Genomic DNA, 24241 nt, shown 5'->3' with positions numbered 1-24241 from the left:
TTGCCGATCTCATACCCGAAACGTGGTTACGCCTGGGTTAAGCGCGGGCGCCGGCGCGGCCATTTGGCGGCGAATTTTCGCTGAAGAGCTCCGCAAGCTTTTCGGTCATGGCGCCGCCAAGCTCCTCGGCGTCGACGATGGTCACGGCGCGGCGGTAATAGCGCGTCACGTCGTGGCCGATGCCGATGGCGATCAACTCCACCGGAGACTTCGTCTCGATGTCGAAAATCACCTGGCGCAGGTGGCGCTCGAGATAATTCCCCGGATTGACCGAGAGCGTCGAATCGTCGACCGGCGCGCCGTCGGAGATCATCATCAGGATGCGGCGCTGCTCCGTGCGCGCCAGCAGGCGCCGATGCGCCCAGTCGAGCGCCTCGCCGTCGATATTCTCCTTCAGGAGCCCCTCGCGCATCATCAGGCCGAGATTGCGCCGCGCCCGCCGCCAGGGCGCGTCGGCGGCCTTGTAGATGATATGGCGGATGTCGTTGAGGCGGCCCGGATTAGGCTTCTTGCCTTCATTGATCCAGAGCTCGCGCGACTGGCCGCCCTTCCAGGCGCGGGTGGTGAAGCCCAGGATCTCGACTTTCACGCCGCAGCGCTCGAGCGTGCGGGCGAGAATATCGGCGCAGGTCGCGGCGACTGTGATCGGGCGGCCGCGCATGGAGCCGGAATTGTCGAGCAGCAGCGTCACCACCGTATCGCGGAAATCCGTGTCCTTCTCGCGCTTGAAGGAGAGCGGCTGCTGCGGATCGATGATGACGCGCGGCAGGCGCGCGGGATCGAGCATGCCCTCTTCGATGTCGAATTCCCAGGACCGGCTCTGCTGCGCCATCAGCCGGCGCTGCAGGCGGTTGGCGAGGCGCCCGACGACAGACGACAGATGCAGAAGCTGCTTGTCGAGATAGGCGCGCAGCCGGTCGAGCTCCTCGGCATCGCACAATTCCTCGGCGCGCACGGTCTCATCGAAACGGGTGGTGAAGGCGTGGTAATCCGCGCCGGAGCGGTCGGCGGCCGTTGTCGAGGGGCGGCGCGCGTCGGCTGCCTCCTCCATATCGCCCGTATCCGACTCTTCCGCCGATTCGCCATAGGGCGCCTCGGCGGATTCGCTCTCGCCCTCCTGCTCGGAATCCTCGGCGGCGAGCGCGGTCTCCATCTCGGCGGCGCTCTTGGCCTGATCTTCTTCCTGCTGAGGCTCTTCGCTTTCCTCGGGGTTCTGCGGCGCTTCGCTGCTGTCCTCGTCCGCCTCGGTCTCTTCCGGCGCCTCGGCGCCGGCCATGTCGAGATGCGAGAGAAGCTCGCGCACGATCTGCGCGAAATGCTTCTGGTCCTCGACCGCGCCGACGAGCCGGTCGAGATCGCCCCCGGCGCGCTGCTCGATCACCTCCCGCCAGAAGTCGACGATCTTCGCGCCATGCGGCGGCGGTTCGAGGCCGGTGAGGCGCTCGCGGGCCATCAGCGCCAGAGCGTCTTCGAGCGGCGCGTCGTCGCGGCTGGTTATTTTTTCGGAATGGCTGCGCGCATAGCGGTCTTCCAGCATCGCGCCGATATTGGCGGCGACGCCGGCCATGCGCCTTGCGCCGACCGATTCGACGCGGGCCTGCTCCAAAGCGTCGAAGGCGGCGCGCGCCTCCATCGTCTCGGGGGCGTAGCGCCGATGCAGCGTATCGTCGTGGCAGGCGAGGCGCAGGGCGATCGAATCGGCCTGGCCGCGCAAAATCGCCGCGTCCTTGGGGGAGAGCTTGCGCGGCGGATCCGTCAGCCGCGCCTTGGCGCCCTCGGGCGAGGCGAGAAGCGACGGGCGCTCGGGCGCGAAGGCCACTTCGAGCTTGGCGGTCTTCGCCATGGCGCGCATGGCGCCGGCGACGGCCCTTTTGAGGGGTTCCTGCGGGGCTTCCTTGGGAGCGGCGGGGCGGCGGTTGGTGGGCGCGGGCGGCATGGCGCCACTATATGCGCGGGTGCGGGGAAAGGAGCAAGTCGGCAGGCGCTCCAGCGGGGACGCGCATCGAGGTAACATCGAGAAACCGGACGCGCGCCGCCTCCGCCCCACTCGTCGGCTACCGGAGGGTCACAGATTCTGCAAGTCATGGCCGGGCTTGGCCGGACGAGCTCGGCCATGAAGAGGCTGCAAAGTTCACGATGTGTGCATGCGATAGCCCTTGGGGCCAGGATGCGCGCCGCCGCCCAGGAAGGCGTCTTGTCCCCTCTAATCCTCCGACAGTCGCGTTTTCCCCGGCCCATGCGGCTCCACCACGGCGCCGAAATCATGCGGCTCCTTGCGGGCGCGGCGTAGCGCCGCTTCCAGGAAGCGCGTGACGGCGTCGATGTCTTCCTCATGGGTGCGGTGATTGATGATCGCCGCGCGGATCGCCGGCGCGCCGTCGAGGATCGTCAGCGAGGGCGCCGCCTCGCCGCGTTCGTGCAGCTCCATCACGATCTCGCGGGCGAGCGAGCCGTCGTCGTCGCCCTTCACCCCAAAGCACACGATATTGAGCGCCACCGGCGCGCGCATCACGAAACTCTCGGACGTCTCGATCCAGGCTTCGAGCCGCTTGGCCATGCGGCAGCATTGCTCGATGCATTGGGCGAGCTTGTCGGCGCCAAAGGTCTCGATGGTGATCCAGGTTTTCAGCGCGCGAAAACCGCGCGAGAGATCGGGGCCGAGATCGCAGGGCCAGGTGTCCCCAGCCGCGAGCCCGCGCGGCGCCCGCGAGAGATAGGCGGCGTTGGCGGCGAAGGCGCGCTTATGGGCCTTGGGATCGCGCACCAGGAAGAAGCCGGCGTCGTAAGGCACATGCAGCCATTTGTGGAAGTCGAAGGCGATGCTGTCGGCGCGTTCCAGCCCCTTCACCAGCGGCTTCAAGCGCGGCGAGAGCGCCGCCAGCGCCCCGAAGGCGCCGTCGACATGGAACCACAAATCTTCCGAATGGGCGACGTCGGCCAAGCGGTCGAGCGGGTCGATCGCGCCCGTATCCACAGTCCCCGCCGTGCCCACGATGAGGAAGGGCCGGAAGCCCGCAGCGCGATCGGCCGAGATGGCGTGGCGCAGCGCGCTGATCTTCAGGCGGCGGTTGTCGTCCGAAGGAATGAGCCGCAGATGCCGCGCGCCGAGGCCAGCAAGCTCCATGGCCTGCCGCACGCAATTATGCGCCTCACGCGAGGCATAGGCGATGAGCTGGCCGCGCTGCGCGCAGAGCCCGTTGAGGCGAACGTCCTTGTCGCCATAGGCCTGGTCGCGCGCGACGAGCAGCGACAGGAAATTCGCCATGGAGGTGCCGGTGACGAAAATTCCCGAGGCGTCTTCCGGCAGGCCGAAAGCCTGCGCCATCCATTTGGCGATCTGTCGCTCGACGTCGATGGCGATGTGGTTGCGCCCGCCGCAGTTGGAATTCATGCCGGCGGCGAGCATCTCCGCGATCATGCCGACCGGCGTGCCCGCGCCCTGCACCCAGCCCATGAACATCGGATGGATGTTGCCGGTGGCGAAAGGCTTGATGTAGCGCTCGAAATCCTCGAGCACGGCGGAAAGCGCGCGCCCCTGCGCCGGCAGGTCGCGATCGAAACGCGCCTTGGCCTCCTCGCTCGGCGGCGTCCAGACGGGCCGCGTGCGCAGGTCGCGCAGATAGTCGATCATGGAATCGAGCGCGCGATGGCTCTCGGCGCGGAACGCGTCCCAGTCTTCGGGGTCGAGGTCGACCGGCTTGGTCATGTCGCGGCGCTCCCGCGCCAGGGCGGCGCAAAGGCGGTCATATGGGGCATGCGCCGCGCGTCTCCCGGCGTTTCAACGGCAAAGCCAAATAGCCGCCTTTGCCCGCCTTGCGCAACCCGGCCTTGTGCGCTGCGTCGATCATGGGAAATCTGCTCATGGGTTGGCTGTCATTCCCGACGCTCGCAAAGCGAGCGATCGGGAATTCAGAGCAGAATCAGTGTACTTGGGGCTCTGGATCCCCGGTCGGGCCTGCGGCTCGCCGGGGATGACGACCCACGCGCGCTGTTCAAGCGGAAACAGAGTCACCTGGCGAAAGTGACGCGGACGGTCCCCACGCCCGCGATCTCGCCCTCGGCCGTGTCGCCCGGCTGCAGCGCGCCGACGCCCGAGGGCGTGCCGGTGAAGATGAGGTCGCCCGGAGCCAGCGCGACATAGGTGGAGATCGCCGCAATGATCTGCGGCAGGCTCCAGATCATGTCGCAGAGGTCGCCCTGCTGGCGCAGCGCGCCGTTCACAGAGAGCGCAATGCGCCCCCGCGCCGGATGGCCGATGTCGGAGGCCTTGCGGATCGCCCCGATCGGCGCGGAGTGGTCGAAGCCCTTCGACATATCCCAGGGCCGCCCGGCGTTGCGCGCGGCCGTCTGCAGGTCGCGGCGGGTGAGGTCGATCCCGGCGGCGTAGCCATAGACGCAATCGAGCGCGCGGCCCGGCGCGATGTCAGCCCCGCCAGACTGCAGCGCGGCGACAAGCTCGATCTCGTGGTGCAGATTCTGGGTCAGCCCTGGAAAGGGAATGGTCTCGCCGTCGGCGACCACGGCGTCGGCGGGCTTGGTGAAGAAGAAGGGCGGCTCGGCGCCGGGGTCTTTCCCCATCTCGCGCGCATGGTCGGCGTAATTCAGGGCCACACAGAAAATACGCCGCACCGGAAAGCGCCGCGCATCGCCGGCGACCGCGACGGAAGGGGTGGGCGGCGGAGGAAAGACGTGGGACATAGCGATTCCTCTACGTTGCGTCGTCCGCTTATAGAGTGACTTCGCCTGACGCGGCTATTGTTTTGGACATGAGCTTGACTGGGAGCATAATCGCCGACGAGGCGCTGGCGCGCGGGCAGATCGGGCTCGCCGTGGCGGATGAGCGTCTCTTTGTTCGCCAGCGCTTCGGGCCGCTCAGCGCCTGGCTGCCCCGCGTGGGGACGCCCGTCTGCGACTCGCCGCTCCTCATCCATATGGAGGCGGCTTTCGCACGCCTGCGCGAAGAAGGGGGCGAGATTGTTCTCCCCTCGATGCGCGCCGCCTTGGAGGGCCGGCGCGTCACGATCGCGATCGGCTGGAGCGCGCGCGCCCAAGGCTACCTCATCGTCACCACGCCGGACCACGGATCGGAGCAGATCGACCGCCTTCTGGCCTCGGACCGCCGCGAGAAGCAGCTTTTACAGCAGCAGGCCGACGCCGCCGCCGCGCGCCTCAAGGTCGCCGACGCGCTCTATCGCGACATCGTCGAGTCCTCCGGCAATCTGGTCTTGCGTTTCACGCCCGACTTCCGGCTGGTCTTCGCCAATCGGGCGGCGGCGTCCTTCCTCGGCAAGCCGCAGGACGCGCTGATCGGCGAAGCCCTCGACGAACTCTTTCCCTCTCAGGGCGCTCCCTGGCGGCTCGGACGCGGCGCCGAAGCGCGGTCCTTCGAGATGTCGGCCCGCGACGCGAGGGGTCGCGCGTTCTGGCTTTCCTGGGACATTCGTTTTCTCGGTCCCGAGGCCGGCGGCGAGTTTCAGGCCGTGGCGCGCGACGTCACCGCCGAGCGGCGTCTGCGCGTCGAGCGGGAGAAGGCGCAGGAAGAAGCGCGCGCCGCGGCGGTCGCCCATGAGCGTTTGCGGATCGCCCATGATCTCCACGACACGCTGGTGCGCTCCATCGTCACCATGATCGCCGAGGCGCGGCTAATCGCGAAAAAGACCGCCGACCCGGAGGCGAAGAAAGCCTTGGCCGAGGTCGACGCGCATGCGCGGCAGGGCTTGTGGGAGGCGCGCGAGGCCATCGCCCAGATGCGCGAGACGCGGCGAGAGGACGCCGATCTGCGCGCCATCGCTTTGGCGTTCCAGACGCGCTGGCCCGATGTCACGGTTACGTTGGATTTTGCCGCCGAGCGGCCGCTTGCGGCGCAGACCGAAACGCTTTTCGCGGCGATCCTGCGCGAGGCGTTGCGCAATATCGAGCTGCATTCGGGCGCGAAAAACGTGCGCGTCACCCTGCAGGTGAACGACGCGCGCGCGCAGCTAATCGTCGAGGACGATGGCGCAGGTTTCGACCCAACGACGCCGGCGCCCGGCCATTTCGGGGTGCTGGGCATGCGCGAGCGCGCAAGCCTCGCGGGCGCGACGCTGGAGGTCGAGAGCGCGCCGGGCGAGGGGGCGCGGCTGAGGCTCCAAATTTTCGGGGTGTAACCACTTCTGCCGACATCAAACCGCACAAGCTCGCGTGGCCACAGCTCCTAACATCTCTTCCGGCCTCACTGCGTTGAGCTGACTGCGCCCTCAGAACTCCTCCCAGCCGCTCTCCTTCGCGTCGGCGGCGAGCTTTCGAACCGCGGCGCCGCCAGCCGATGCAACGTGCTTCAACGCGAGGGTGGCGGATTTCCGCGCAGCGGAAGGGATCGACGCCCGCGCAGCGAGATTTTGCGCAACCTTGAAGTCTTGCACGGAACGAACAAGACCTTCGGTCTCCTGCAGAAGATTGTGGGTCGCCGCAGTGGTTTCCTCCACCATCGCGGCGTTCTTCTGGGTGTCCTGATCCATCTGTCCGATTGCAATGTTGATCTGCTGTATTGCTGCGGACTGCTCGGAGGCGCCTGACGCCATTTCGGCGATGATCTGATTGACTCGCACCACTTCGGCGACGATGCGCTCGAGCGCCTTCCCGGTTTGCGTCACCCTTTCGACGCCCACGCGGACGTCGTCCGACGAGACCGAAATAAGTCCCCTTATCTCCTTCGCTGCTTCCGCGGATCTCTGCGCAAGCGCGCGAACTTCGGCGGCGACGACGGCGAACCCTCTGCCGGCGTCGCCCGCGCGCGCCGCTTCCACTCCCGCATTGAGCGCCAGAAGATTGGTCTGGAAGGCGATCTCGTCGATCACCCCGATGATTTGGGCGATGTCTTGTGACGACTTCTCGATGCGGCTCATCGTATCGATCGCGCCGCGGACAATCTCGTTGCTCTTTTCGGCCTCGGATTTGGCGTGCGACACGGTCTCCCGGGCCTGGCGTGCGCCCTCTGTGGTTTTGACGACGGTGTTAGAGATCTCGTGGATCGCCGCGGCGGTTTCTTCGAGCCCAGCGGCGGCCTGCTCGGTGCGTCGCGCCAGATCATTCGCCGCGCTCGTGATTTCGCGCGTCGTCGAGCAGAGCATATCGGCGCCGCCGATGATACCCGTCAAAGCGCCTTCGAGCTGGCCAGCCGCTGCGTTGAAATCCTGCTCGAGACTGCGATATGTTCCGGGGAAATTTTGAAGTCGGGCTGTGAGATCCCCCTCGGCCAAGCTCTTCAATCCCTGTCCCAGCTCATCGACGATTTGCGTCTGCTCCGCTGCGGCCTTGGCCCGCGCCGCCTCGACGGCCGATTGCGCCTTCACTGAATCATTAATCACCTCGGCGGCGTTGCGGAACGCGCCGTCCAGACCCTCCAGAAAGATGCGCCGGTAATAGACATTGCGACATACGGCTGCGAGACTTGCCGTCGCTTCGCGCACGAAAGCGTCGGAGCGGTCGATCATGTCGTTCACTTTGTGCTGCGCATCCGCTTCGCCGCCGATCTCTTGAATGTCCGTAATGCGCGCTTCGAAGTTCCCTTTGGCTGCCTCGCCGCAGACCGTCGCGATCTTGTTGATCACGCGCGCGTGCGCCCTGTCGTTCTTCACAAGCGCAATGAGCGAGAGGACGCCAAACGCCGCCGATACGACGGCCCCGACATGCTCAAGCGTGTAGGCGCCGAAAAAGCCGGCTAGCGCCGCAGACGCCGATGCGCTCGCCGCAGCGATAATGGCGGTCTTTCCTAGGGAGGAAGATTCAAAGCGAGAAAATGAGCGCGTCATAGGTCGTGTTCTTCGATTGGAGGAAGTTGACGACGAAGTCGAAGCCGGCAGCGAGCTGCTTCTGCCCATTTTGGTGCTGCTGCTCTTCGCTCAGGATCGCGGCGTAGAGCGGGGCTATGACGTTCTCGACGACGTTGCGATTGGGAACCCGACGGGTCGAGTGGAATCCGACAAGGTTCCGATTTTTGTCATAGGAAGGCGTGGCGTGCGCGAATACCCAATAGTAATCGCCGTCCTTGGTCATGTTCTTGACGTAGGCGAATATCTCGCGGCCGTCGAAAAGCGTGTCCCACAGGAGTTTGAAGACCGCGCGTGGCATCTCGGGGTGGCGCACGATGCTGTGGGGCTGCCCCATGAGCTCGGCTTCGCTATAGCCCGCGATCTTGCAAAATGTTTCATTGGCGTAGGTGATACGCCCCTTGGTGTCGGTTTTGGAGACGATAATCTCGTCCGCCGGAAAGAAGACTTCCCTGTGAGTTGGCGTGATTCTCTTCATGGGCCTGCACGATCGAACGCTGCGAAAACGCGGGGGCCAGCCCGAGCCCTCATGCTGGCGTGCACGGCGGCCTCAAGGCTGCGACGAGAGGGGTAATGCCGGAGTGGAACCGGCCGGGGTCGTCGGCGTCATGCCTCAAATCTCGAAAGCGAACGAGAAAAGCGAACCTCCCGAAGAACATGCGTTGTTATTGGTTAAAGTCTGGTCATTGCGCAGAGTGTGCGGATAAGCGGCGCCCTGCGTCAAATTGACGTAGTCACTGGCTACGTCGAGTTCGAGGCTTCAGGCGAGGACGCAGCGGCGCCTGGCCCGGCGGCTGGTTTCCGGTTGAATAGCTCGCATGGGGACTTGTCGTTCCCCGCAGGCTGAAAGCCCGACGAGGAATCCAGAGCCACAAAAGCGCTGGTTTGGCTCTGGATTTCCGATCGCTCGCTCAAGCGAGCGTCGGGAATGACACCGGCCCTATCAAGCGGACCTCGTATGAGACGTCTGGGTCTAACCGTTTATTCTGTACCCATTATCGCTGATTGGTCAGGCGCGTTGAGGCTGCATGAGTAGCCTGAACGAAGCCACGCCGATCATATAGAGTGTGGCCTCAGCCGCCCGTCATCCGCTCCAGATGCTCCGGATAACGGTCTCCCTGCACGGGAATCTGCGCCGCCGCCGCGTCGATTTCCGCGAGATCGTCGGCCGTTAGCGCCAGCCCCGCCGCCGCGAGATTCTCCTCCAGGCGCGCGCGTTTCGTCGTGCCGGGGATCGGGACGATCCACGGCCTTTGCGCGAGGAGCCAGGCGAGGGCGATCTGCGCCGGCGTCGCCTGTTTGCGCGCGGCGACCGCGCGGATCAGCGCGACGAGGGCCTGGTTCGCCTGCAGCGCCTCGGTCTCGAAACGCGGCAGTCCGCTGCGCATATCCTTCGCGTCGAAGGTCGTGCTTGCGTCCATCTGCCCCGTGAGGAAGCCGCGCCCGAGCGGGCTGTAGGCGACGAGGCTGATGCCCAGCTCCTCCAGTGTTGGGAGGATTTCCGCCTCCGGTTGGCGCCACCACAGCGAATATTCGTTCTGCAGCGCCGTCACCGGCTGCACGGCATGCGCGCGGCGGATCGTCTGGGCGCCCGCTTCCGACATACCGAAATGCCGGACCTTGCCGGCTGCGATGAGGTCCTTCACCGCGCCCGCCACATCCTCGATCGGCACATTGGGGTCGACGCGATGCTGGTAGAGAAGATCGATCGTCTCGATCCTGAGCCGTTTGAGCGACGCCTCGACGACGTCCCTGATATGCTCGGGGCGGCTGTCGAGACCGGTCCAGGGCCATTTGCCATTGGGGTCGACGGCGAAGCCGAATTTCGTTGCGATCACGACATGCGCGCGCAGCTCCGACAACGCCTCGCCGACAAGCTCCTCATTGGCGAAAGGCCCATAGATCTCGGCGGTGTCGAAGAAATTCACGCCGCGCTCGACCGCCGTGCGCAGCAGCGCGATCATCTCGCGCTTATCCTTTGGAGCGCCATAGGCGCCGGTCATCCCCATGCAGCCGAGACCGATGGCCGAGACTTCCAGGCCGCTCGCGCCTAATTTGCGCTTTCGCATGTCCGCGCTCCTCGAATTCGCGCGCTACGCCTTCAACGACGCCATGTCGATGACGAAGCGATATTTCACGTCGCTCTTCAGCATGCGCTCATACGCTTCGTTGATGTCCTGCATCGCGATCACTTCGACATCCGAGACGACGCCATGCGTCGCGCAGAAATCGAACAGCTCCTGCGTCTCCGCCATGCCGCCGATGAGCGAGCCTGCGACGGATCTGCGGCCCATGATCAAGGGAACCGTGCCGAGCGCGGGTTCGAGCCCGCCGAGATAGCCGACGAGCACGAGCGTCCCGTCGATGGCGAGCGTCGGCAGATAGGGATTGAGATCGTGAATGGAGGGCACGGTGTCGATGATGAGATCGAACTTGCCCGCGGCGCCCGCCATTTGCGCTTCGTCGGTCGAGAGAATGATCTCGTCCGCGCCGAGCCGCTTGGCGTCCTCGACCTTGCCCGGCGAACGGGTGAACAAAGCGACCTGCGCGCCGAGCGCCTTGGCGAGCTTGATCGCCATATGCCCGAGCCCGCCAAGGCCAGTGACCGCGACCCTGCTCCCCGGGCCGACCTTCCAGTGACGCAATGGCGAATAGGTCGTGATCCCCGCGCAGAGCAGCGGCGCCGCGCCTGCGAGGTCGACGCCGTCGGGGATCTTCACCACGAAGCGCTCTTTCACGACGATGCGGTCGGAGTAGCCGCCCTGCGTCGGCTGCCCATTCTTGTCGAGCGCGTTGTAGGTGAAGGTCGGGGAGCAGTTGCAGAATTGCTCCTGCCCCTGCTCGCAAGGCTCGCAAGTGAGGCACGAATCCACCATGCAGCCGACGCCCGCATGATCGCCGATCTTGAAACGCGTGACCTGCGGCCCGACCGACACGACGCGACCGATGATCTCGTGGCCCGGCACCATCGGGTAGATCGAGTTGTTCCAGTCGTTGCGCGCCTGATGCAGGTCGGAGTGGCAGACGCCGCAGTAGAGAATCTCGATCGTCACGTCGTCGGCGAGCCGGTCGCGCCGCTCGAAGTGGAACGGAACGAGCGGCGCGGTCGCCGAATGCGCGGCATAGCCGAAAGCTTTGATCGTCATCTGCGGGTCTTCTCCAACGGCGCGGGCGATCCGGGGACGCCGGGCCTCTGCGCGAGAGATAACACCTGGACCGTCGCCTCATTAGAGCGCTATATCCGCATGCGCTTATGAATGAGGTTCATGAATGTTCCGGCAGAACGCCCATGATCTTTTCGGCTTCGTCGCCGTCGCCTCGGAGCGCAGCTTCACGAAAGCGGCGGCGAAGCTCGGCGTCTCGCAATCGGCGCTGAGCCATGGGGTGCGCGGGCTCGAGGAGCGCCTGGGCGTGCGTCTGCTCGCGCGCACGACGCGCAGCGTGGCGCTGACGGCGGCCGGCGAGCGCCTGCTCGAAGCTTTGGCGCCGCGTTTCGACGAGATCAATCTGGAACTCGCGGGCTTGAGCGACTTGCGCGACAAGCCCGCGGGCGTGATCCGCATCACGGCCAGCGAGCACGCCGCCGAAACCATCCTGTGGCCGGCGCTCGCCAAGCTCGTGGCCGGCTATCCCGACATCAAGATCGAGATCGCCGTCGAGCAGGCGCTGACCGATATTGTCGCGGAGCGTTTCGACGCGGGCGTGCGCTTCGGCGAGCAGGTGGCCAAGGACATGATCGCGGTGCGCATCGGGCCGGACGCGCGCATGGCGGTCGTCGGCGCGCCGTCCTATTTCGCGCGGCGCAAACGGCCGAAAAGCCCGCAGGAGCTGACCGAGCACATCTGCATCAATCTGCGCCTGCCGACCTATGGGGGTTTCTACGCCTGGGAGTTCGAGAAGGGCGGGCGCGAGGTGAAGGCGCGCGTCGACGGCCAGCTCGCCTTCAACAGCCTGCGGCTGATCCTCGACGCGGCGCGTGCGGGCTACGGACTGGGCTATCTCCCCGAAGATATGGTCGAGGCGCCGCTTGCGCGCGGCGAACTGATCCGGGTGCTCGCCGATTGGCTCCCGCCCTTTCCGGGCTATCACCTCTATTACCCGAGCCGGCGCCAGCCTACGCCGGCCTTCGCCTTGGTGGTGGAGGCGTTGCGTTACCATGGCGGTTAGGAAAAATTGGCGTGGTCGCCTTCCGATTTGTCTGAGCGCTTCCACTTAGTCGAATGCCAGCAGCTAAGTTTCTCTCAAAGTCAAAACGCTGGAATGAAATTTTCTTTAGAATTCGCTTTGAAGAGCGATGTTGCGCTGCGCAATTACATTTTTGTCGTTATGTGCTTTTAAGGAGGCGTCACTGCATTTTTTTCATCAGGAGCGCTTTGATGTCCGCATTTACGTTCGAATATTCTCGAGGAGGCGAGACGCCGCTTCTCGCCGAGAAAATCGAGATTTCGGACCGCGCGGCGATCTGGCGCCATGTCGAGACGCTGGCTTTGCGCTTTCCAGAGTGCCCCGGCGCCCTCATCCGGGTGCGCGACGAGTGCGGGCAGGTCGTGGTGCGGGCGGGCGTCGCCACGGCTCTCGCGGCGATCGAGCAATGTCCCTGCGGCTGCTGCGAGCTGAAGGAGACGGCGCGGGGCGAGAGAAAAGTCGATGATCTGAGGCGCTCGTCTTGCACGAACTCCGGCGCCTGCCCTTGCGAGGCGCATTCGGCGCCGAAAAACTAATCGAAATCGGCCGGAGCGAAGCTTCTGAAGGTCGCGCAGAACTCGCAGGTGACGCCGATGCGTCCGTCGTCGCCGACCATGTCGGCGCGCTCCTGCGGCGTGAAGCTTTTCAGCAGCCGCTCGATGCGCTCGGTCGAGCAGCGGCAGAATTCTTCGAGCGCGCGCTCGTTGAACACTTTCACGCCACGCTCGTGGAACAGCCGATAGAGCAGCCGCTCGCCGGAGAGCGAGGGGTCGACAAGCTCATGGTCTTCGAGCGTCCCGGCGAGCGCCTGACCTTCCATCCAGGCGTCGTCCTGCTCTTCCAACGCCATCTCGCCATCGTCGGGAGCGTCGCCCGGGGCCAGATCGCGCACGCGCGCGCCGGCCACAGGCAGATATTGCAGCAATAATCCGCCCGCCCGCCAGCTTCGCCCCTGCGGCGTCACCACTTCCGCGACGGCGAGGCGCACGAAGGAGGGGATCTGCTCGGACTGGCGGAAATAAGTATGCGCCGCCTCGGCCAGGCTCTCGCCCTCTAATGGCACAACGCCCTGATAGCGCGCGGCGTCTTCCTCGCGTTCGATCGTCAAGGCGAGATGCCCGCGCCCCAGCAGCGCCGCCGGCGCGGGGTCGGTGATTTCGGCGAGGCGCGCGGCGTCGAAGCGGGCGAAGCCGCGCAGCTTGCCCGGCGCGTCATAGTCGACGACCAGCATATCGACCGGGCCGTCGCTGCGCGTCTGCAACTGGAAACGGCCATGCGACTCCAGGATCGAGCCGAGCAAGGCCGCAAGCGCGATGGCTTCGCCGAGCAGGCGCGCCACCTGCGGCGGATAGTCATAGTGATCGAGGATCGCGTCGACCGTCGGCCCGAGCCGCACGAGACGCCCGCGCAGATCGAGCGCCTCGACCGCGAAAGGCGTCACGCGATCGTCGCGCGCCTCTTTCGAAACCGGACGGCTCGGCGCCTCCTGCATCAATAAATTCCCGGCGCGAGGCACCAGGCGAGGACGCCCTTCTGGGCGTGGAGGCGGTTCTCGGCCTCGTCGAAAACCACCGATTGCGGTCCGTCCATGACCTCGTCGGTCACTTCCTCGCCGCGATGGGCGGGCAGACAATGCATGAAGATGGCGTCCTTGGCGGCGGCGCGCATGAGTTTGGCGTCGACCTGATATGGCGCGAGAACCCTGCGACGGAAGTCCTCGTCCTCATCGCCCATGGAGACCCAGCAATCCGTGATGACGGCCTGCGCGCCGGCGACGGCGGCGTAAGGGTCGGCCGTGACGTTCATCGCGCAGCCATTGGCCTTGGCCCAATCGAGGAGGACTTGCGGCGGCGCGAGTTCGGGCGGGGTCGCGACATTGATGGTGAAGCCGAAACGCGCGGCGGCGTGCACCCAGCTCGCCAGCACATTGTTCGAGTCGCCGACCCAGGCGACCGTGCTGCCGTCGATGCGGCCGAGGCGCTCCTCGAAGGTCAGCAGATCGGCCATGATCTGGCAGGGATGCGAGAGCTTGGTCAGCCCGTTGATGACTGGCACGCTCGCGTGGCGGGCAAGCTCGGTCAAATCTTCATGCGACAAAATGCGGATCATCACCGCATCGACGAAGCGCGACAGCACGCGCGCCGTATCGGCGATGGTTTCGCCGCGGCCGAGCTGCATCTCGCCGCCGGTGAGCATGATCGTCTCGCCGCCGAGATCGCGCATGGCGATATCGAAGGAGACGCGCGTGCGGGTCGATGGCTTGTCGAAAACCATCGCCAGATATTTGCCGGCGAGCGGGCGCTCTAGGGGCGGCACGCCCTTCACGCGCTTGGCTTTCAGGGTTTTGGCAAGCTCGAGGATCTGGCGCAGCTCTGGGCCGGGAAGATCGCAGATATCCAGAAAATGACGCGGCCGCGTCATGGTGTGCGCGGTCATCATGCCGCCCCCAATTGCTCGGCTTTCGCGGCGAAACGCGCGCAGGCCCGATCGAGGCGGTCAAATGCCTCCGATATATGGCTCTCGTCGATAATGAGCGGCGGGAGCAGGCGAACGACATTGTCTCCGGCGATCGGAAGGAGGAGCCCTTCCGCGCGCGCGGCGGCGGCGAATTCCCCATTGGGAACGCGCGTCTTGACGCCGAACATGAGCCCTTCGCCGCGAATGGCCTCGATCACGCGCGGATGGCGGTCGTGCAGCTCGGCGAGGCGCTGGCGCAGATGGCCGCCCAAGGCGGCGACGCGCGCCAGAAAGCCCTCGGCAAGAACGACGTCCAGCACGGCGGCGCCCACTGTGGTCGCGAGCGGATTGCCGCCGAAGGTCGAGCCATGCGTGCCGAGCGTCATGCCTTTGGCCGCCTCTCGCGTGGCGAGGCAAGCGCCGAGCGGGAAGCCGCCGCCGAGCCCCTTGGCGAGCGCGACAATATCGGGCGTGACGCCGGAGTGCTCGCAGGCCAGGAATTTTCCGGTGCGGCCGACGCCGCATTGAACTTCGTCCAGCACGAGCAGCAGGCCGCGCGCGTCACACAAAGCGCGAAGCTTGCGCAGGAACTCATGCGGGAAGACGCGCAGGCCGCCCTCGCCCTGCACGGGTTCGAGCAGCACGCCAGCGGTTTCCTCGGTGATCGCGGCTTCGACGGCCGCGAGATCATCGAAGGGAACCTGGTCGAAGCCGTCGAGCGGCGGGCCGAAGCCGTCGAGATATTTCGGATTGCCGCCGGCGGCGATGGTCGCGAGCGTGCGCCCGTGAAAGGCGCCTTCGAAGGTAATGAGGCGGTAGCGCTCCGGCTGGCCATTCGCCGCATGATATTTGCGCGCCGTTTTGATGGCGCATTCCACGGCCTCGGCGCCGGAATTCACGAAGAAGACCGTTTCGGCGAAGGTGACGGCGACAAGGCGCTGCGCGAGACGCTCGGCCTCGGGGATGCGGAAGAGATTGGAGACGTGCCAGGGCTTTTCAGCGGCGGCCTTGAGTGTTTCGACGAGATGCGGGTGGTCATGGCCAAGCGACAGCACAGCGACGCCTGAAGCGAAATCCAGGTAGCGGTCGCCGTTCTCCGCGAACAGCCATGCGCCTTCGCCCCGCGTAAAGGCGACGTCGGCGCGCGCATAAGTCGGATAGAGCGCAGATGTCAAAATTATGCTCCAAGCCAACAGATCCGCCGTTTGGCGGTCGGGCCAAAAAACAAAGCGCCGCCCTTTCGGGGCGGCAGTTTGAGAAGGCGATTTTATGCGGGCGCGCTGTTTCGGTCAAATCCTAACGTCGCAGCCAACTTGGCTGGCGCGCCAGAGGCGTTTTTCGTTCCAATTCCGGCGCGGAGTGAGTCGTCGCGGCAACACTCTGCGCACAAAGCGCTCAGAAAGGCTGTGCAGAACGCGCCCTTTGGCTTGCCAGCGACTCTTGCCCGTGATTCAAAGGTTTTGTTAAGTTTTTCCCGCCGGCGCGGTAGCGTTGTTTCCGCCTGGCGTCCCTCGAGTTTCGATGCGCGCGACGTCGCCGCTGGTTCGCTCCGGCGCAGCGAGGGTTGGTGGATTCTGTCCGGTTGCGCGCTCGAACCGGCCGCTTGGAGGTCAAAATGTCTTGGACCGATGAACGCGTCGAGCTGCTGCGTAAGCTTTGGAGCGACGGTCTCAGCGCGAGTCAGGTCGCAGCGGAGCTTGGTCCCGGCATCACGCGCAATGCGGTGATCGGCAAGATTCACCGTCTTGGCCTCGCCGAGCGCGCCAAGACGGCCAGCGCGCCGCGACCCCGCGCCGCAAAGCCGGCGTCGCGCCAGGCGGCGGTTTCCGCCCCCGTGGCTGCGGCTCCGCGCGTCGGCGGGCACGCCGTGCACGGCAATGTCGCCCTCGCCTTCGCGCCCGAGACGGTCGTGGTGGCGCGCGTGACGCCGGATACGGAAGTCGTCGTCCCGATGTCCGAGCGCGTGACGATCATGGAGCTGCGCGAGTCGATGTGCCGCTGGCCGATGGGCGATCCGACGTCGCCCGAGTTCCGCTTCTGCGGCGGCAAATCCCCGATCGGCGGCGGGCCCTATTGCGCGCATCACGCCCGCATCGCCTATCAGCCGGCGCAGGATCGCCGTCGCGCGCGCGATCAGCTCAGGGCGCCGCGTTACGCCTGATAAAGCTCGGGCGCGCGATCGGCTGCGGCCGACGTCACTCCCGGCCGAAGGTCTCGTCGAAGGAATAGCCGGAGCCGCGCACGGTGCGGATCGGGTCTTTTTCGCGGCCGCGGATGAGCGCCTTGCGAAGCCGGCCGACATGCACGTCGACCGTGCGCTCGTCGATCTCCGCCGACATGCCCCAGACGCTGTCGAGGAGCTGGGCGCGGGTGAAGACGCGCCCGGGCTTCTCCATGAAATATTCGAGCAGCCGGAACTCGGTCGGGCCCAGATGGATTTCACGCCCCGAGCGGCGCACGCGGCGCGTCTCGCGGTCGAGGTCGATGTCGCCCAGCGTCAGCTTGGAGGCGACGCGCTCCGGCCGGGCGCGACGCAGCAAAGCGCGCACGCGCGCCATCAGCTCCGGCGTCGAGAACGGCTTCACCACATAGTCGTCGGCGCCGACCGATAGCCCACGCACGCGCTCGGCCTCCTCGCCGCGCGCCGTCAGCATGATGATCGGCATGTCGCGCGCGGTGTCGCGCGCGCGCAGGCGCCGGCAGATTTCGAGGCCCGAGACGCCGGGCAGCATCCAGTCGAGCAGCATCAGGTCGGGCGGCGACTCCGCGATGCGCAGCTCGGCTTCGTCGCCATTATCGACATGCTCGACCTGATAGCCTTCGGCCTCCAGATTATAAACCAGCAGAGTCGCGAGCGGGACCTCGTCCTCGACGACGAGAATCCTCGGGGCGCGGTCGCTCTTGCCATCGCGGGCGCCGGTCGGCGCGGTGGTCGCGTCACTCATGCGATGCGTCGCCCCCTGCGCCCAGAACGCCCGGCCGCGCCTTGGGGCGCTCGAGCGGCATGGATTCGCCTGTCACGAGATAGACGATCGTCTCGGCGATATTGGTCGTGTGATCGCCGATGCGCTCGAGATTCTTCGAGCAGAACAGAAGATGCGTGCAGAAGGAGATGTTGCGGGGATCTTCCATCATGAAGGTGAGAAGATCGCGAAACACCGAGTCTTCCAGCGCGTCGAGATCTGCGTCGTTCATCCAGACGGTGCGGGCGCGTTCCTCGTCGCGCAGCGCATAGGCGTCGAGCGCGTCCTTGAGCTGCGTCGCGGCGATTTCATGCATCGACTTCAAGCCGACGATGGCGCGCGGCAAACGCGCCTCAGAGGCGATCTTGAGCGTGCGCTTGGCGATGTTCTTGGCGAGGTCGCCGATCCGCTCGATGTCGCCGGAGATGCGGATCGCGGCGATGCATTCGCGCAGATCGATCGCCAGCGGTTGCCGCCGCGCGATCGTCATGACCGCGCTTTCTTCGATCTCACGCTGAAGCGTGTCGAGCCGCGCGTCGCTTGCGACGACTTGCTTTGCGAGCTCGACGTCGAGGTTGGACAGCGCGTCCATGGCCTCGGCCAGCATTTTTTCGGCAACGCCGCCCATCTCGGAGATGCGACGTCCCAGCGACTCGAGGTCGCGGTCATAGGACTTGACGGTGTGGTCAGTCATCGCTCGTTCCTTAAATGAGCTTCAGCCGAAGCGGCCGGTGATGTAATCCTGCGTGCGCTTTTCTCTCGGCCGGTTGAAGACGTCGTCCGTGTCGCCGAATTCGATGAGCTCGCCCAGATACATGAATGCGGTGTAGTCGGAGACGCGCACCGCCTGTTGCATATTATGGGTCACGATCGCGATCGTGTATCTCGTCGAGAGCTCCTCGATCAGCTCTTCGACCTTCGCCGTCGAGATCGGATCCAGCGCCGAGCAGGGCTCGTCGAAGAGCATGACCTCGGGTTGCACGGCGACGCTGCGGGCGATGCACAGGCGCTGCTGCTGGCCGCCGGAAAGGCCGAGCCCGCTCGCCTGCAGCTTGTCTTTCACTTCGTCCCAGAGCGCCGCGCCGCGCAGCGCCTCCTCGACGCGAACGTCCATATCGGCGCGCGACAATTTCTCGTAGAGACGGATGCCGAAGGCGACATTCTCATAGATCGACATCGGGAAGGGCGTCGGCTTCTGGAAGATCATGCCGACGCGGGCGCGCAGGGCGTTGAGGTCGATCGCCGGATCGAGGATGTTCTCGCCGTCGAGCAGCACCTCGCCCTCCGCGCGCTGGCCCGGATAAAGGTCGTACATCCGGTTCAGCACGCGCAGCAACGTGGATTTGCCGCAGCCCGACGGGCCGATGAAGGCTGTCACCTTATGGGTGTGCAGCGACAAGGACACGGATTTCAGCGCGCGGGTGGCGCCGTAGTAGAAATCGAGGCTGCGAACCGAGATTTTGGTCGCGGACTGGTTCACCTGAGCGAGGGCGTTCATTTCGATTTTCTCCGGCCGGCGCTCAGCGCGCGGGCTGTGATCGACAGGGCGAGAACGGCGAAGGTGATCAACAGGGCGCCCGTCCAGGCAAGCTGCTGCCAATCTTTGTAGGGGGACAGGGCGAACTGGAAGATGACGACCGGCAGGCTCGCCATCGGCGCGTTGAGGTCGCTGCTCCAGAATTGGTTGTTGAGCGCGGTGAAGAGCAGCGGCGCGGTTTCACCGGAGACGCGCGCCACCGCGAGCAGAATGCCCGTGACGAGACCCGCCTTGGCGGCGCGATAGGCCACCTTGCCGATGACGAGGGCGCGCGGCGCGCCGAGCGCGCTCGCGGCTTCGCGCATCGAGCCCGGCACCAGCAGCAGCATGTCCTCGGTCGTGCGCAGAACCACCGGTATGACGAGCAGCGCGAGGGCGACCGCGCCGGAGATGCCGGAGAAGTGCCCCATCGGCCCGACGAGCAGCGTGTAGACGAAGAGGCCGATGACGATCGACGGCGCGCTGAGCAGGATGTCGTTGATGAAGCGCACGACGATGGTCAGCTTCGAGTAGCGGCCATATTCCGCCATATAGGTGCCGGCGAGCATGCCGAGCGGCGCGCCGATGGCGACGCCGATGATGGTCATGACAAGCGAGCCGGCGATAGCGTTCAGGAGGCCGCCCTGGCTGCCGGGGGGCGGCGTCATCTGGGTGAAGACGGCGGGAGAAAGTCCGCGAATCCCTTCGTAGAGAAGCGCGGCGAGGATCAGCAGCAGCCAGGTCAGGCCGAAGATCGCGGCCCCCCAGGCGAGGCTGGTCGCCATCGAATTGCGCCGGCGGCGCGTGGCGTAGAGCGACATGACTCGGGCTCCTTAAGCCGACTTCCGCTCGATGCGCATCAGCATGTAACGCGCGATCGCCAGAACGATAAAGGTGATGACGAAGAGGATCAGGCCGAGCTCGATGAGCGCCGATGTGTAAATGTCGCCCACGGCCTCGGTGAATTCATTGGCGATGGTCGCGGAGATGGTCGTCCCCGGCGCGAGCAGCGACGGCGAGATTTTGTGGGCGTTGCCGATGACGAAGGTGACCGCCATCGTTTCGCCGAGCGCGCGGCCGAGGCCCAGCATGACGCCGCCAATGACGCCGACGCGCGTGTAGGGCAGAACCACATAGCGCATCAATTCCCATGTCGTGCAGCCGACGCCGATCGCCGCTTCCTTGAGGACCGGCGGCACGGTTTCGAAGACGTCGCGCGAGATGGAGGCGATGAAGGGCAGCACCATGATGGCGAGAATGAAGCCGGCGGTCAGCATGCCGATGCCATAGGGCGGACCGGCGAAGATCGACGACAGCACGGGCACGTCGCCAAAGAGCGAGATCAGGCCGGGCTGCACATGGGTCTGCACGAAAGGCGCGAAGACGAAGAGGCCCCAGATGCCGTAGATGATCGAGGGGATGCCGGCCAGAAGCTCGATGGCGACGCCGATCGGCCGGCGCAGCGCATGGGGGCAGAGCTCGGTCAGGAAGGTCGCGATGCCGATGCCGACGGGCACGGCGATGAGCATGGCGATGACCGAGGTTACGATCGTGCCGAAGATCGCCGGCAAGGCGCCGAAATTATCGGTGACGGGGTTCCACGCCTGCGAGAACAGGAAACCCGGGCCGAAGGCCTGGATCGCCGGCAGTGAGCCGTGAACGAGCGAGACGATGACCCCGCCGAGGATGATGAGCACGATAACCGCGGCGGCGCGCGTCACCTGGAAAAAAATCCAGTCCAGCAACGCAATGCTCGAAAGCGCCTTTGTGCGGTCGACGACCGCTGCACGCGGCGCAGCGCTCTCCATTGCTAGCTCCGACATATTGCCCGCTCCATTCGATCCACGTTGGGTGGGTTCGCTCGTCGTCATCGGTTACTCCTGACGCCGGTTCTCTCGAACCGGCGTCCATGGTCGCTAGCGGCTCCTCATTGAGCCGCCGTTAATGCGCGGCTCAGTGCGCGATCGGCTTGCCGTCCGCGCCCTTCACATTCGCCCAGCTCTTCTTGATCAGCTCGACGACCGGCTTCGGCATCGGGATATAGTCCAGCTCCTCGGCGGCCTTGGCGCCATTGGCGAAGGCCCAGCCGAAGAATTTCAGGGCTTCCGAAGCCGCAGCCTCGTCCTTCGAGTCCTTCGGGAGGAGGATGAAGGTCGCAGCCGAGATCGGCCAGGACTTGGCGCCCGGCTCATTGGTGATGATCTGGAAGAAGCCCGGGGACTTCGCCCAATCCGCGCTGGCGGCGGCGGCCTGGAAGCTTTCGACGCCCGGCGCGACGACCTTGCCGGCGGCGTTGATCATCTTGGTGTGGGTGAGCTTGTTCTGCTTGGCGTAGGCATATTCGACATAGCCGATCGCGCCCTTGGTGTTGGCGACGTTGTTGGCCACGCCTTCATTGCCCTTGGCGCCGATGCCGGCCGGCCATTCGACCGCCGAGTTCTCGCCGACCTTGGACTTCCAGTCCTCGGAGACCTTCGAGAGATAGTTGGTGAAGTTGAAGGTCGTGCCCGATCCGTCCGAACGATGGACGACGACGATCGGGGTCGAGCCGAGCTTCGCCTTCGGATTGAGCTTCTTGATCGCGGCGTCATCCCAGCTCGTGATCTGGCCGAGATAGATTTTCGCGATGGTCGCGCCGTCGAGGACGAGCTCGCCCGGCGTGACGCCGTCGAGATTGACGACCGGCACGATGCCGCCGATGACCTGGGGCCACTGGATGAGATTGGCCGCGTCGAGGTCTTCCGGCTTCAGCGGCTGGTCGGAGGCGCCGAAGGTCACGGTGCGGGCCTTGATCTGCTTGATGCCGCCGCCGGAGCCGATCGACTGATAGTTGAGGCCGTTGCCGGTGTCTTTCTTATAGGTCTCCGCCCATTTGGCGTAAATCGGATAAGGGAAGGTCGCGCCTGCGCCGGAGATATCCAGCGCGAGCGCCGCGCCGGCCATGGTCGCGAGCGCCACCGTCGCGACGGCGGCGCGCTTGAAGAAGTTGGAGATCATTCGATGATCGCTTTCAGCTCGAGAATATTACACGAGAGGCGCGGAGCGCCTGTCACGCCCTAGTCCTTTAGCGGCCAGGCAAGAGAGTTTTGTGATAGTTTTATTACAGTACGATGACATAAGAATTTCATATAAAAACAGCATTTTAGTCACTTTCCTTGAGCTTGATCGATTGCCGGAAGCGTCACACGGAACAGCGACCCCTCGCCCAAAGCGGACTCTATGCCGAGCCGTCCGCGATGGCGCAGCACAATATGTTTGACGATCGCGAGGCCAAGCCCGGTGCCGCCTTTCGCGCGACTCTTGCCGGCGTCGACCCGGTAGAAGCGTTCGGTCAAGCGCGGAATATGCTCCTGCGCCACGCCGGGGCCATGATCGCGCACCGAGAAGACGGCGGTCACGCCTTTGCGGGCCAGCGAAATTTCGACCGGCTCCGGCCCGCGTTCGCTTTGGCCGTATTTCAGCGCGTTCTCGATGAGGTTCTCGGCGATCCGCGCGAGCTCGTCGCGGTCGCCGGGGACGATGACATTAGGCTCGAGGTCGAGCGCCAGCGGAATGTTGTTTTCTTCCGCCATCGGCGTCAGCGTGTCGACGATATGCGCGACGAGCATGGTGAGATCGACCGCTTCGGCCGGCCGCACATGCATATGCTGCTCGATGCGCGAGAGCGACAGCAGATCGTCGACGAGACGCGCCATGCGTTGCGCCTGCTCGCGCATGATGCTCAGGAATTTATCGCGCGCGGCCGGATCGTTTTTCGCCGGACCCTGAAGCGTCTCGACAAAACCGAGAAGCGAGGCGAGCGGCGTGCGCAATTCATGGCTGGCGTTGGCGACGAAATCGACGCGCATGCGTTCGACGCGATGCGCTTCCGTCAAGTCGCGCATGCTGATCATGGCGGCGGTCGCGTAGCCGGGGAAGCGAATGGGCGCGATATGCGCCTCGAACCAGCGCTCGAGAGGAAGACGCTCCACCCATGAGGCCTTCTCGGCGTTTCCGCCGGCGAGCACGCGCATGGCGGCGTCGAGCATGTCCGGCGAGCGCAGGCTGCGCGACAAAGGTTCGCCGATGCGCAATGTCGGCGCAAGGACGCGGGCCGCCGCATTGAAGGCGAGCGCGTGAGTCTCCGCGTCGATGACGAAGACGGGCTCCGCCAGCGCGTCGATCACGGGGCCGAGCATATCCTCGGCGGGCCATTTGAGGTGCGCCATGTGAAAATCGCTTCCGGCTGAACGTCAGGTCCGTTCTTCGATGATGCGCGCAACGGCGTCGCGCAATGCGCCCCAGCGGCGCGCGCCCTCGTCGGCGCCGAGAGTGGCGAGCGCGACGATGAAGGGCAGGAAATAATAGACGACGCGGAAAAGCAGCAGAGAGGCGAGAACGCTCTCCTGCGATGCGCCCGGCAGCGCATGCAACATCGTGGCCTCGAAGACGCCGATGCCGCCCGGCGCATGGCTGACGACGCCGAGAATGCAGGCGAGGACATAGACGGCGAGGAAAGCCGTATAATCGAGGTCGACGCCTGCCGGCAGCAGCATGTACAGCACGGCCGAGGCGGCGCAGAGATCGGCGACGCCGACGGCGAGCTGCTCGACGGTCGATCCCACGCCCGGCATTTCCAGCACATGGCCGCGCAAGCGGATGCGCCGCGGCTCGAGCGCCACCCAGGCGCCGTAACCGGCGACGGTCGCGAGGATGAGGACGCCGATCGCTGTGTGCAGCGGGGTGGGCAGGCGATCGAGCGCGGCGAGCGAGCCTGCCGCCTTCACCAGCGTGAAACCGACGACCGCCGTCATGCCGAGCCAGAAGGTGACGCCGGTGATGACCGTGAGATTGGCGACCTGCAGCGCGGTCATTCCCACGCGCGAATAAATCCAGTAGCGCACGGCCGCGCCGGTGACGATCGGAAAGCCGAGATTGAAGGAGATGGCGTAGCTCGCGAAGGAGGCGAGCGCTGTCACGCGATAGGGCGACGTATGGCGGATCTGGCGAAGCGCCGAGACGTCATAGCCGGTGAGCGCGACGTAAGAGAGGACCGTGAAGAAAAGGGCGGCGAGAATCTGACCGCCGCTCGTCGCCGTCAGCGCCTCGGCGACGTCGGCGAAGCGGACATGCGAAAGGGTGTTGGCGAGGATATAGGCGGCGATCCCGAAGAGCGCGAGGCTGGCGAGGACGCCGAAAACATGGCTCGCCCCATGCGGAAGGCGCTCCTGCAGCGACTCGAAGAAATTTTTGCGCCGGACGACGGCCGGCAGGCCGGAGTGAGACGAAATGGCGAGGTCCTCGTCTTGTTGCATCTACCGCTCGTTGGAGGT

General features: G+C 65.4%; 22 protein-coding genes. 4 read left to right on the top strand and 18 right to left on the bottom strand.

Translation table 11 applies throughout. The features are described 5' to 3' along the window. Positions 1 to 37 precede the first annotated feature (37 nt). From cobT to QNA11_RS15160, 3 genes are all read right to left on the bottom strand, one after another. Positions 38 to 1936, bottom strand: a complete 1899-nt coding sequence (cobT, locus tag QNA11_RS15170) for a cobaltochelatase subunit CobT (protein WP_283483680.1) — start codon at positions 1934 to 1936, stop codon at positions 38 to 40. Positions 1937 to 2203: 267 nt separating this feature from the next. Continuing rightward, on the bottom strand, positions 2204 to 3706 hold the full coding sequence (locus QNA11_RS15165; RefSeq protein ID WP_283483679.1) for a pyridoxal phosphate-dependent decarboxylase family protein: 1503 nt from the start codon (positions 3704 to 3706) through the stop codon (positions 2204 to 2206). A 302-nt stretch (positions 3707 to 4008) separates the two neighbouring features. Further along, positions 4009 to 4698, bottom strand: coding sequence for a fumarylacetoacetate hydrolase family protein (locus QNA11_RS15160; protein WP_283483678.1), 690 nt, complete (start codon positions 4696 to 4698; stop codon positions 4009 to 4011). 74 nt (positions 4699 to 4772) lie between these two features. Between QNA11_RS15160 and QNA11_RS15155 the strand changes: the two genes are divergently transcribed. Continuing rightward, a complete protein-coding gene (locus QNA11_RS15155) occupies positions 4773 to 6146 on the top strand; it encodes a PAS domain-containing sensor histidine kinase (RefSeq protein ID WP_283483677.1) in 1374 nt (457 codons plus the stop codon). 90 nt (positions 6147 to 6236) lie between these two features. On the opposite strand, the gene QNA11_RS15150 is transcribed toward QNA11_RS15155, so the two are convergent. From QNA11_RS15150 to QNA11_RS15135, 4 genes are all read right to left on the bottom strand, one after another. Continuing rightward, complete coding sequence (locus tag QNA11_RS15150; protein ID WP_283483676.1) at positions 6237 to 7790, bottom strand: methyl-accepting chemotaxis protein; 1554 nt, start codon at positions 7788 to 7790, stop codon at positions 6237 to 6239. Beyond that, a complete protein-coding gene (locus QNA11_RS15145; protein WP_283483675.1) occupies positions 7765 to 8286 on the bottom strand; it encodes a PAS domain-containing protein in 522 nt (173 codons plus the stop codon). Before QNA11_RS15145 ends, QNA11_RS15150 begins: the two co-directional genes overlap by 26 nt. Before the next feature lie 595 nt (positions 8287 to 8881). After that, positions 8882 to 9877, bottom strand: coding sequence for an aldo/keto reductase (locus tag QNA11_RS15140; RefSeq protein ID WP_283483674.1), 996 nt, complete (start codon positions 9875 to 9877; stop codon positions 8882 to 8884). A gap of 24 nt (positions 9878 to 9901) precedes the next feature. Further along, positions 9902 to 10954, bottom strand: coding sequence for an NAD(P)-dependent alcohol dehydrogenase (locus tag QNA11_RS15135; RefSeq protein ID WP_283483673.1), 1053 nt, complete (start codon positions 10952 to 10954; stop codon positions 9902 to 9904). A gap of 124 nt (positions 10955 to 11078) precedes the next feature. On the opposite strand from QNA11_RS15135, the gene QNA11_RS15130 reads away from it, so the two are divergent. Beyond that, complete coding sequence (locus QNA11_RS15130; protein WP_283483672.1) at positions 11079 to 11975, top strand: LysR family transcriptional regulator; 897 nt, start codon at positions 11079 to 11081, stop codon at positions 11973 to 11975. 209 nt (positions 11976 to 12184) lie between these two features. Further along, positions 12185 to 12529, top strand: coding sequence for a hypothetical protein (locus tag QNA11_RS15125; RefSeq protein WP_281929591.1), 345 nt, complete (start codon positions 12185 to 12187; stop codon positions 12527 to 12529). Here the strand turns inward: QNA11_RS15125 and QNA11_RS15120 are convergent. From QNA11_RS15120 to QNA11_RS15110, 3 genes are read right to left on the bottom strand one after another with little or no spacing between them, the layout of a single operon-like run. Continuing rightward, positions 12526 to 13485 carry an Hsp33 family molecular chaperone gene (locus QNA11_RS15120; RefSeq protein ID WP_283483671.1) on the bottom strand — a complete coding sequence of 320 codons (960 nt, stop codon included), beginning with the start codon at positions 13483 to 13485 and terminating at the stop codon, positions 12526 to 12528. The genes QNA11_RS15125 and QNA11_RS15120 overlap by 4 nt on opposite strands. Then, complete coding sequence (gene argF, locus QNA11_RS15115) at positions 13485 to 14429, bottom strand: ornithine carbamoyltransferase (RefSeq protein ID WP_283484220.1); 945 nt, start codon at positions 14427 to 14429, stop codon at positions 13485 to 13487. Before argF ends, QNA11_RS15120 begins: the two co-directional genes overlap by 1 nt. Continuing rightward, positions 14429 to 15625 (bottom strand): aspartate aminotransferase family protein, encoded by a 1197-nt coding sequence (locus tag QNA11_RS15110; protein ID WP_283483670.1) that lies wholly within the window; start codon positions 15623 to 15625, stop codon positions 14429 to 14431. Before QNA11_RS15110 ends, argF begins: the two co-directional genes overlap by 1 nt. 440 nt (positions 15626 to 16065) lie before the next feature. On the opposite strand from QNA11_RS15110, the gene QNA11_RS15105 reads away from it, so the two are divergent. Further along, positions 16066 to 16611: a GcrA family cell cycle regulator gene (locus tag QNA11_RS15105; RefSeq protein WP_202071077.1), complete on the top strand. Its 546-nt coding sequence runs from the start codon at positions 16066 to 16068 to the stop codon at positions 16609 to 16611. A gap of 34 nt (positions 16612 to 16645) precedes the next feature. On the opposite strand, the gene phoB is transcribed toward QNA11_RS15105, so the two are convergent. From phoB to QNA11_RS15065, 8 genes are all read right to left on the bottom strand, one after another. Beyond that, positions 16646 to 17395, bottom strand: a complete 750-nt coding sequence (phoB, locus tag QNA11_RS15100) for a phosphate regulon transcriptional regulator PhoB (protein ID WP_202071076.1) — start codon at positions 17393 to 17395, stop codon at positions 16646 to 16648. Then, positions 17388 to 18107 (bottom strand): phosphate signaling complex protein PhoU, encoded by a 720-nt coding sequence (phoU, locus tag QNA11_RS15095; RefSeq protein WP_202071075.1) that lies wholly within the window; start codon positions 18105 to 18107, stop codon positions 17388 to 17390. The genes phoB and phoU overlap by 8 nt, the downstream gene beginning before the upstream one ends. Before the next feature lie 21 nt (positions 18108 to 18128). After that, positions 18129 to 18911 carry a phosphate ABC transporter ATP-binding protein PstB gene (gene pstB, locus QNA11_RS15090; RefSeq protein ID WP_202071074.1) on the bottom strand — a complete coding sequence of 261 codons (783 nt, stop codon included), beginning with the start codon at positions 18909 to 18911 and terminating at the stop codon, positions 18129 to 18131. Continuing rightward, entirely contained in the window at positions 18908 to 19750 is an 843-nt protein-coding gene (gene pstA, locus QNA11_RS15085; protein WP_283483669.1) for a phosphate ABC transporter permease PstA, read from the bottom strand. The genes pstB and pstA overlap by 4 nt, the downstream gene beginning before the upstream one ends. Positions 19751 to 19762: 12 nt before the next feature. Then, positions 19763 to 20752: a phosphate ABC transporter permease subunit PstC gene (gene pstC / locus QNA11_RS15080; RefSeq protein WP_283483668.1), complete on the bottom strand. Its 990-nt coding sequence runs from the start codon at positions 20750 to 20752 to the stop codon at positions 19763 to 19765. A 130-nt stretch (positions 20753 to 20882) separates the two neighbouring features. Next, positions 20883 to 21926 (bottom strand): phosphate ABC transporter substrate-binding protein PstS, encoded by a 1044-nt coding sequence (gene pstS / locus QNA11_RS15075; RefSeq protein WP_283483667.1) that lies wholly within the window; start codon positions 21924 to 21926, stop codon positions 20883 to 20885. Positions 21927 to 22075: 149 nt separating this feature from the next. Continuing rightward, positions 22076 to 23137 (bottom strand): ATP-binding protein, encoded by a 1062-nt coding sequence (locus tag QNA11_RS15070; RefSeq protein WP_283483666.1) that lies wholly within the window; start codon positions 23135 to 23137, stop codon positions 22076 to 22078. Between the two features lie 24 nt (positions 23138 to 23161). Beyond that, the gene (locus QNA11_RS15065; RefSeq protein ID WP_281929603.1) at positions 23162 to 24223 is read right to left on the bottom strand and encodes a lysylphosphatidylglycerol synthase domain-containing protein; all 1062 of its coding nucleotides are present in this window, start codon (positions 24221 to 24223) and stop codon (positions 23162 to 23164) included. Between the last annotated feature and the right edge of the window lie 18 nt (positions 24224 to 24241).

The sequence above is a fragment of the Methylocystis sp. JR02 genome (assembly GCF_030063565.1).
Taxonomy (GTDB): domain Bacteria; phylum Pseudomonadota; class Alphaproteobacteria; order Rhizobiales; family Beijerinckiaceae; genus Methylocystis; species Methylocystis iwaonis.
This window is presented reverse-complemented; position numbering and strand designations above follow the sequence as displayed.

What these genes read in the sequence shown, in the direction of transcription:
- cobT (WP_283483680.1), bottom strand. Translation starts at nt 1,936, where the DNA reads ATGCCGCCCGCGCCCACCAACCGCCGCCCCGCCGCTCCCAAGGAAGCC.
- QNA11_RS15165 (WP_283483679.1), bottom strand. Translation starts at nt 3,706, where the DNA reads ATGACCAAGCCGGTCGACCTCGACCCCGAAGACTGGGACGCGTTCCGC.
- QNA11_RS15160 (WP_283483678.1), bottom strand. Translation starts at nt 4,698, where the DNA reads ATGTCCCACGTCTTTCCTCCGCCGCCCACCCCTTCCGTCGCGGTCGCC.
- QNA11_RS15150 (WP_283483676.1), bottom strand. Translation starts at nt 7,790, where the DNA reads ATGACGCGCTCATTTTCTCGCTTTGAATCTTCCTCCCTAGGAAAGACC.
- QNA11_RS15145 (WP_283483675.1), bottom strand. Translation starts at nt 8,286, where the DNA reads ATGAAGAGAATCACGCCAACTCACAGGGAAGTCTTCTTTCCGGCGGAC.
- QNA11_RS15140 (WP_283483674.1), bottom strand. Translation starts at nt 9,877, where the DNA reads ATGCGAAAGCGCAAATTAGGCGCGAGCGGCCTGGAAGTCTCGGCCATC.
- QNA11_RS15135 (WP_283483673.1), bottom strand. Translation starts at nt 10,954, where the DNA reads ATGACGATCAAAGCTTTCGGCTATGCCGCGCATTCGGCGACCGCGCCG.
- QNA11_RS15130 (WP_283483672.1), top strand. Translation starts at nt 11,079, where the DNA reads ATGTTCCGGCAGAACGCCCATGATCTTTTCGGCTTCGTCGCCGTCGCC.
- QNA11_RS15125 (WP_281929591.1), top strand. Translation starts at nt 12,185, where the DNA reads ATGTCCGCATTTACGTTCGAATATTCTCGAGGAGGCGAGACGCCGCTT.
- QNA11_RS15120 (WP_283483671.1), bottom strand. Translation starts at nt 13,485, where the DNA reads ATGCAGGAGGCGCCGAGCCGTCCGGTTTCGAAAGAGGCGCGCGACGAT.
- argF (WP_283484220.1), bottom strand. Translation starts at nt 14,429, where the DNA reads ATGACCGCGCACACCATGACGCGGCCGCGTCATTTTCTGGATATCTGC.
- QNA11_RS15105 (WP_202071077.1), top strand. Translation starts at nt 16,066, where the DNA reads ATGTCTTGGACCGATGAACGCGTCGAGCTGCTGCGTAAGCTTTGGAGC.
- phoB (WP_202071076.1), bottom strand. Translation starts at nt 17,395, where the DNA reads ATGAGTGACGCGACCACCGCGCCGACCGGCGCCCGCGATGGCAAGAGC.
- phoU (WP_202071075.1), bottom strand. Translation starts at nt 18,107, where the DNA reads ATGACTGACCACACCGTCAAGTCCTATGACCGCGACCTCGAGTCGCTG.
- pstB (WP_202071074.1), bottom strand. Translation starts at nt 18,911, where the DNA reads ATGAACGCCCTCGCTCAGGTGAACCAGTCCGCGACCAAAATCTCGGTT.
- pstA (WP_283483669.1), bottom strand. Translation starts at nt 19,750, where the DNA reads ATGTCGCTCTACGCCACGCGCCGCCGGCGCAATTCGATGGCGACCAGC.
- pstC (WP_283483668.1), bottom strand. Translation starts at nt 20,752, where the DNA reads ATGTCGGAGCTAGCAATGGAGAGCGCTGCGCCGCGTGCAGCGGTCGTC.
- pstS (WP_283483667.1), bottom strand. Translation starts at nt 21,926, where the DNA reads ATGATCTCCAACTTCTTCAAGCGCGCCGCCGTCGCGACGGTGGCGCTC.
- QNA11_RS15070 (WP_283483666.1), bottom strand. Translation starts at nt 23,137, where the DNA reads ATGGCGCACCTCAAATGGCCCGCCGAGGATATGCTCGGCCCCGTGATC.
- QNA11_RS15065 (WP_281929603.1), bottom strand. Translation starts at nt 24,223, where the DNA reads ATGCAACAAGACGAGGACCTCGCCATTTCGTCTCACTCCGGCCTGCCG.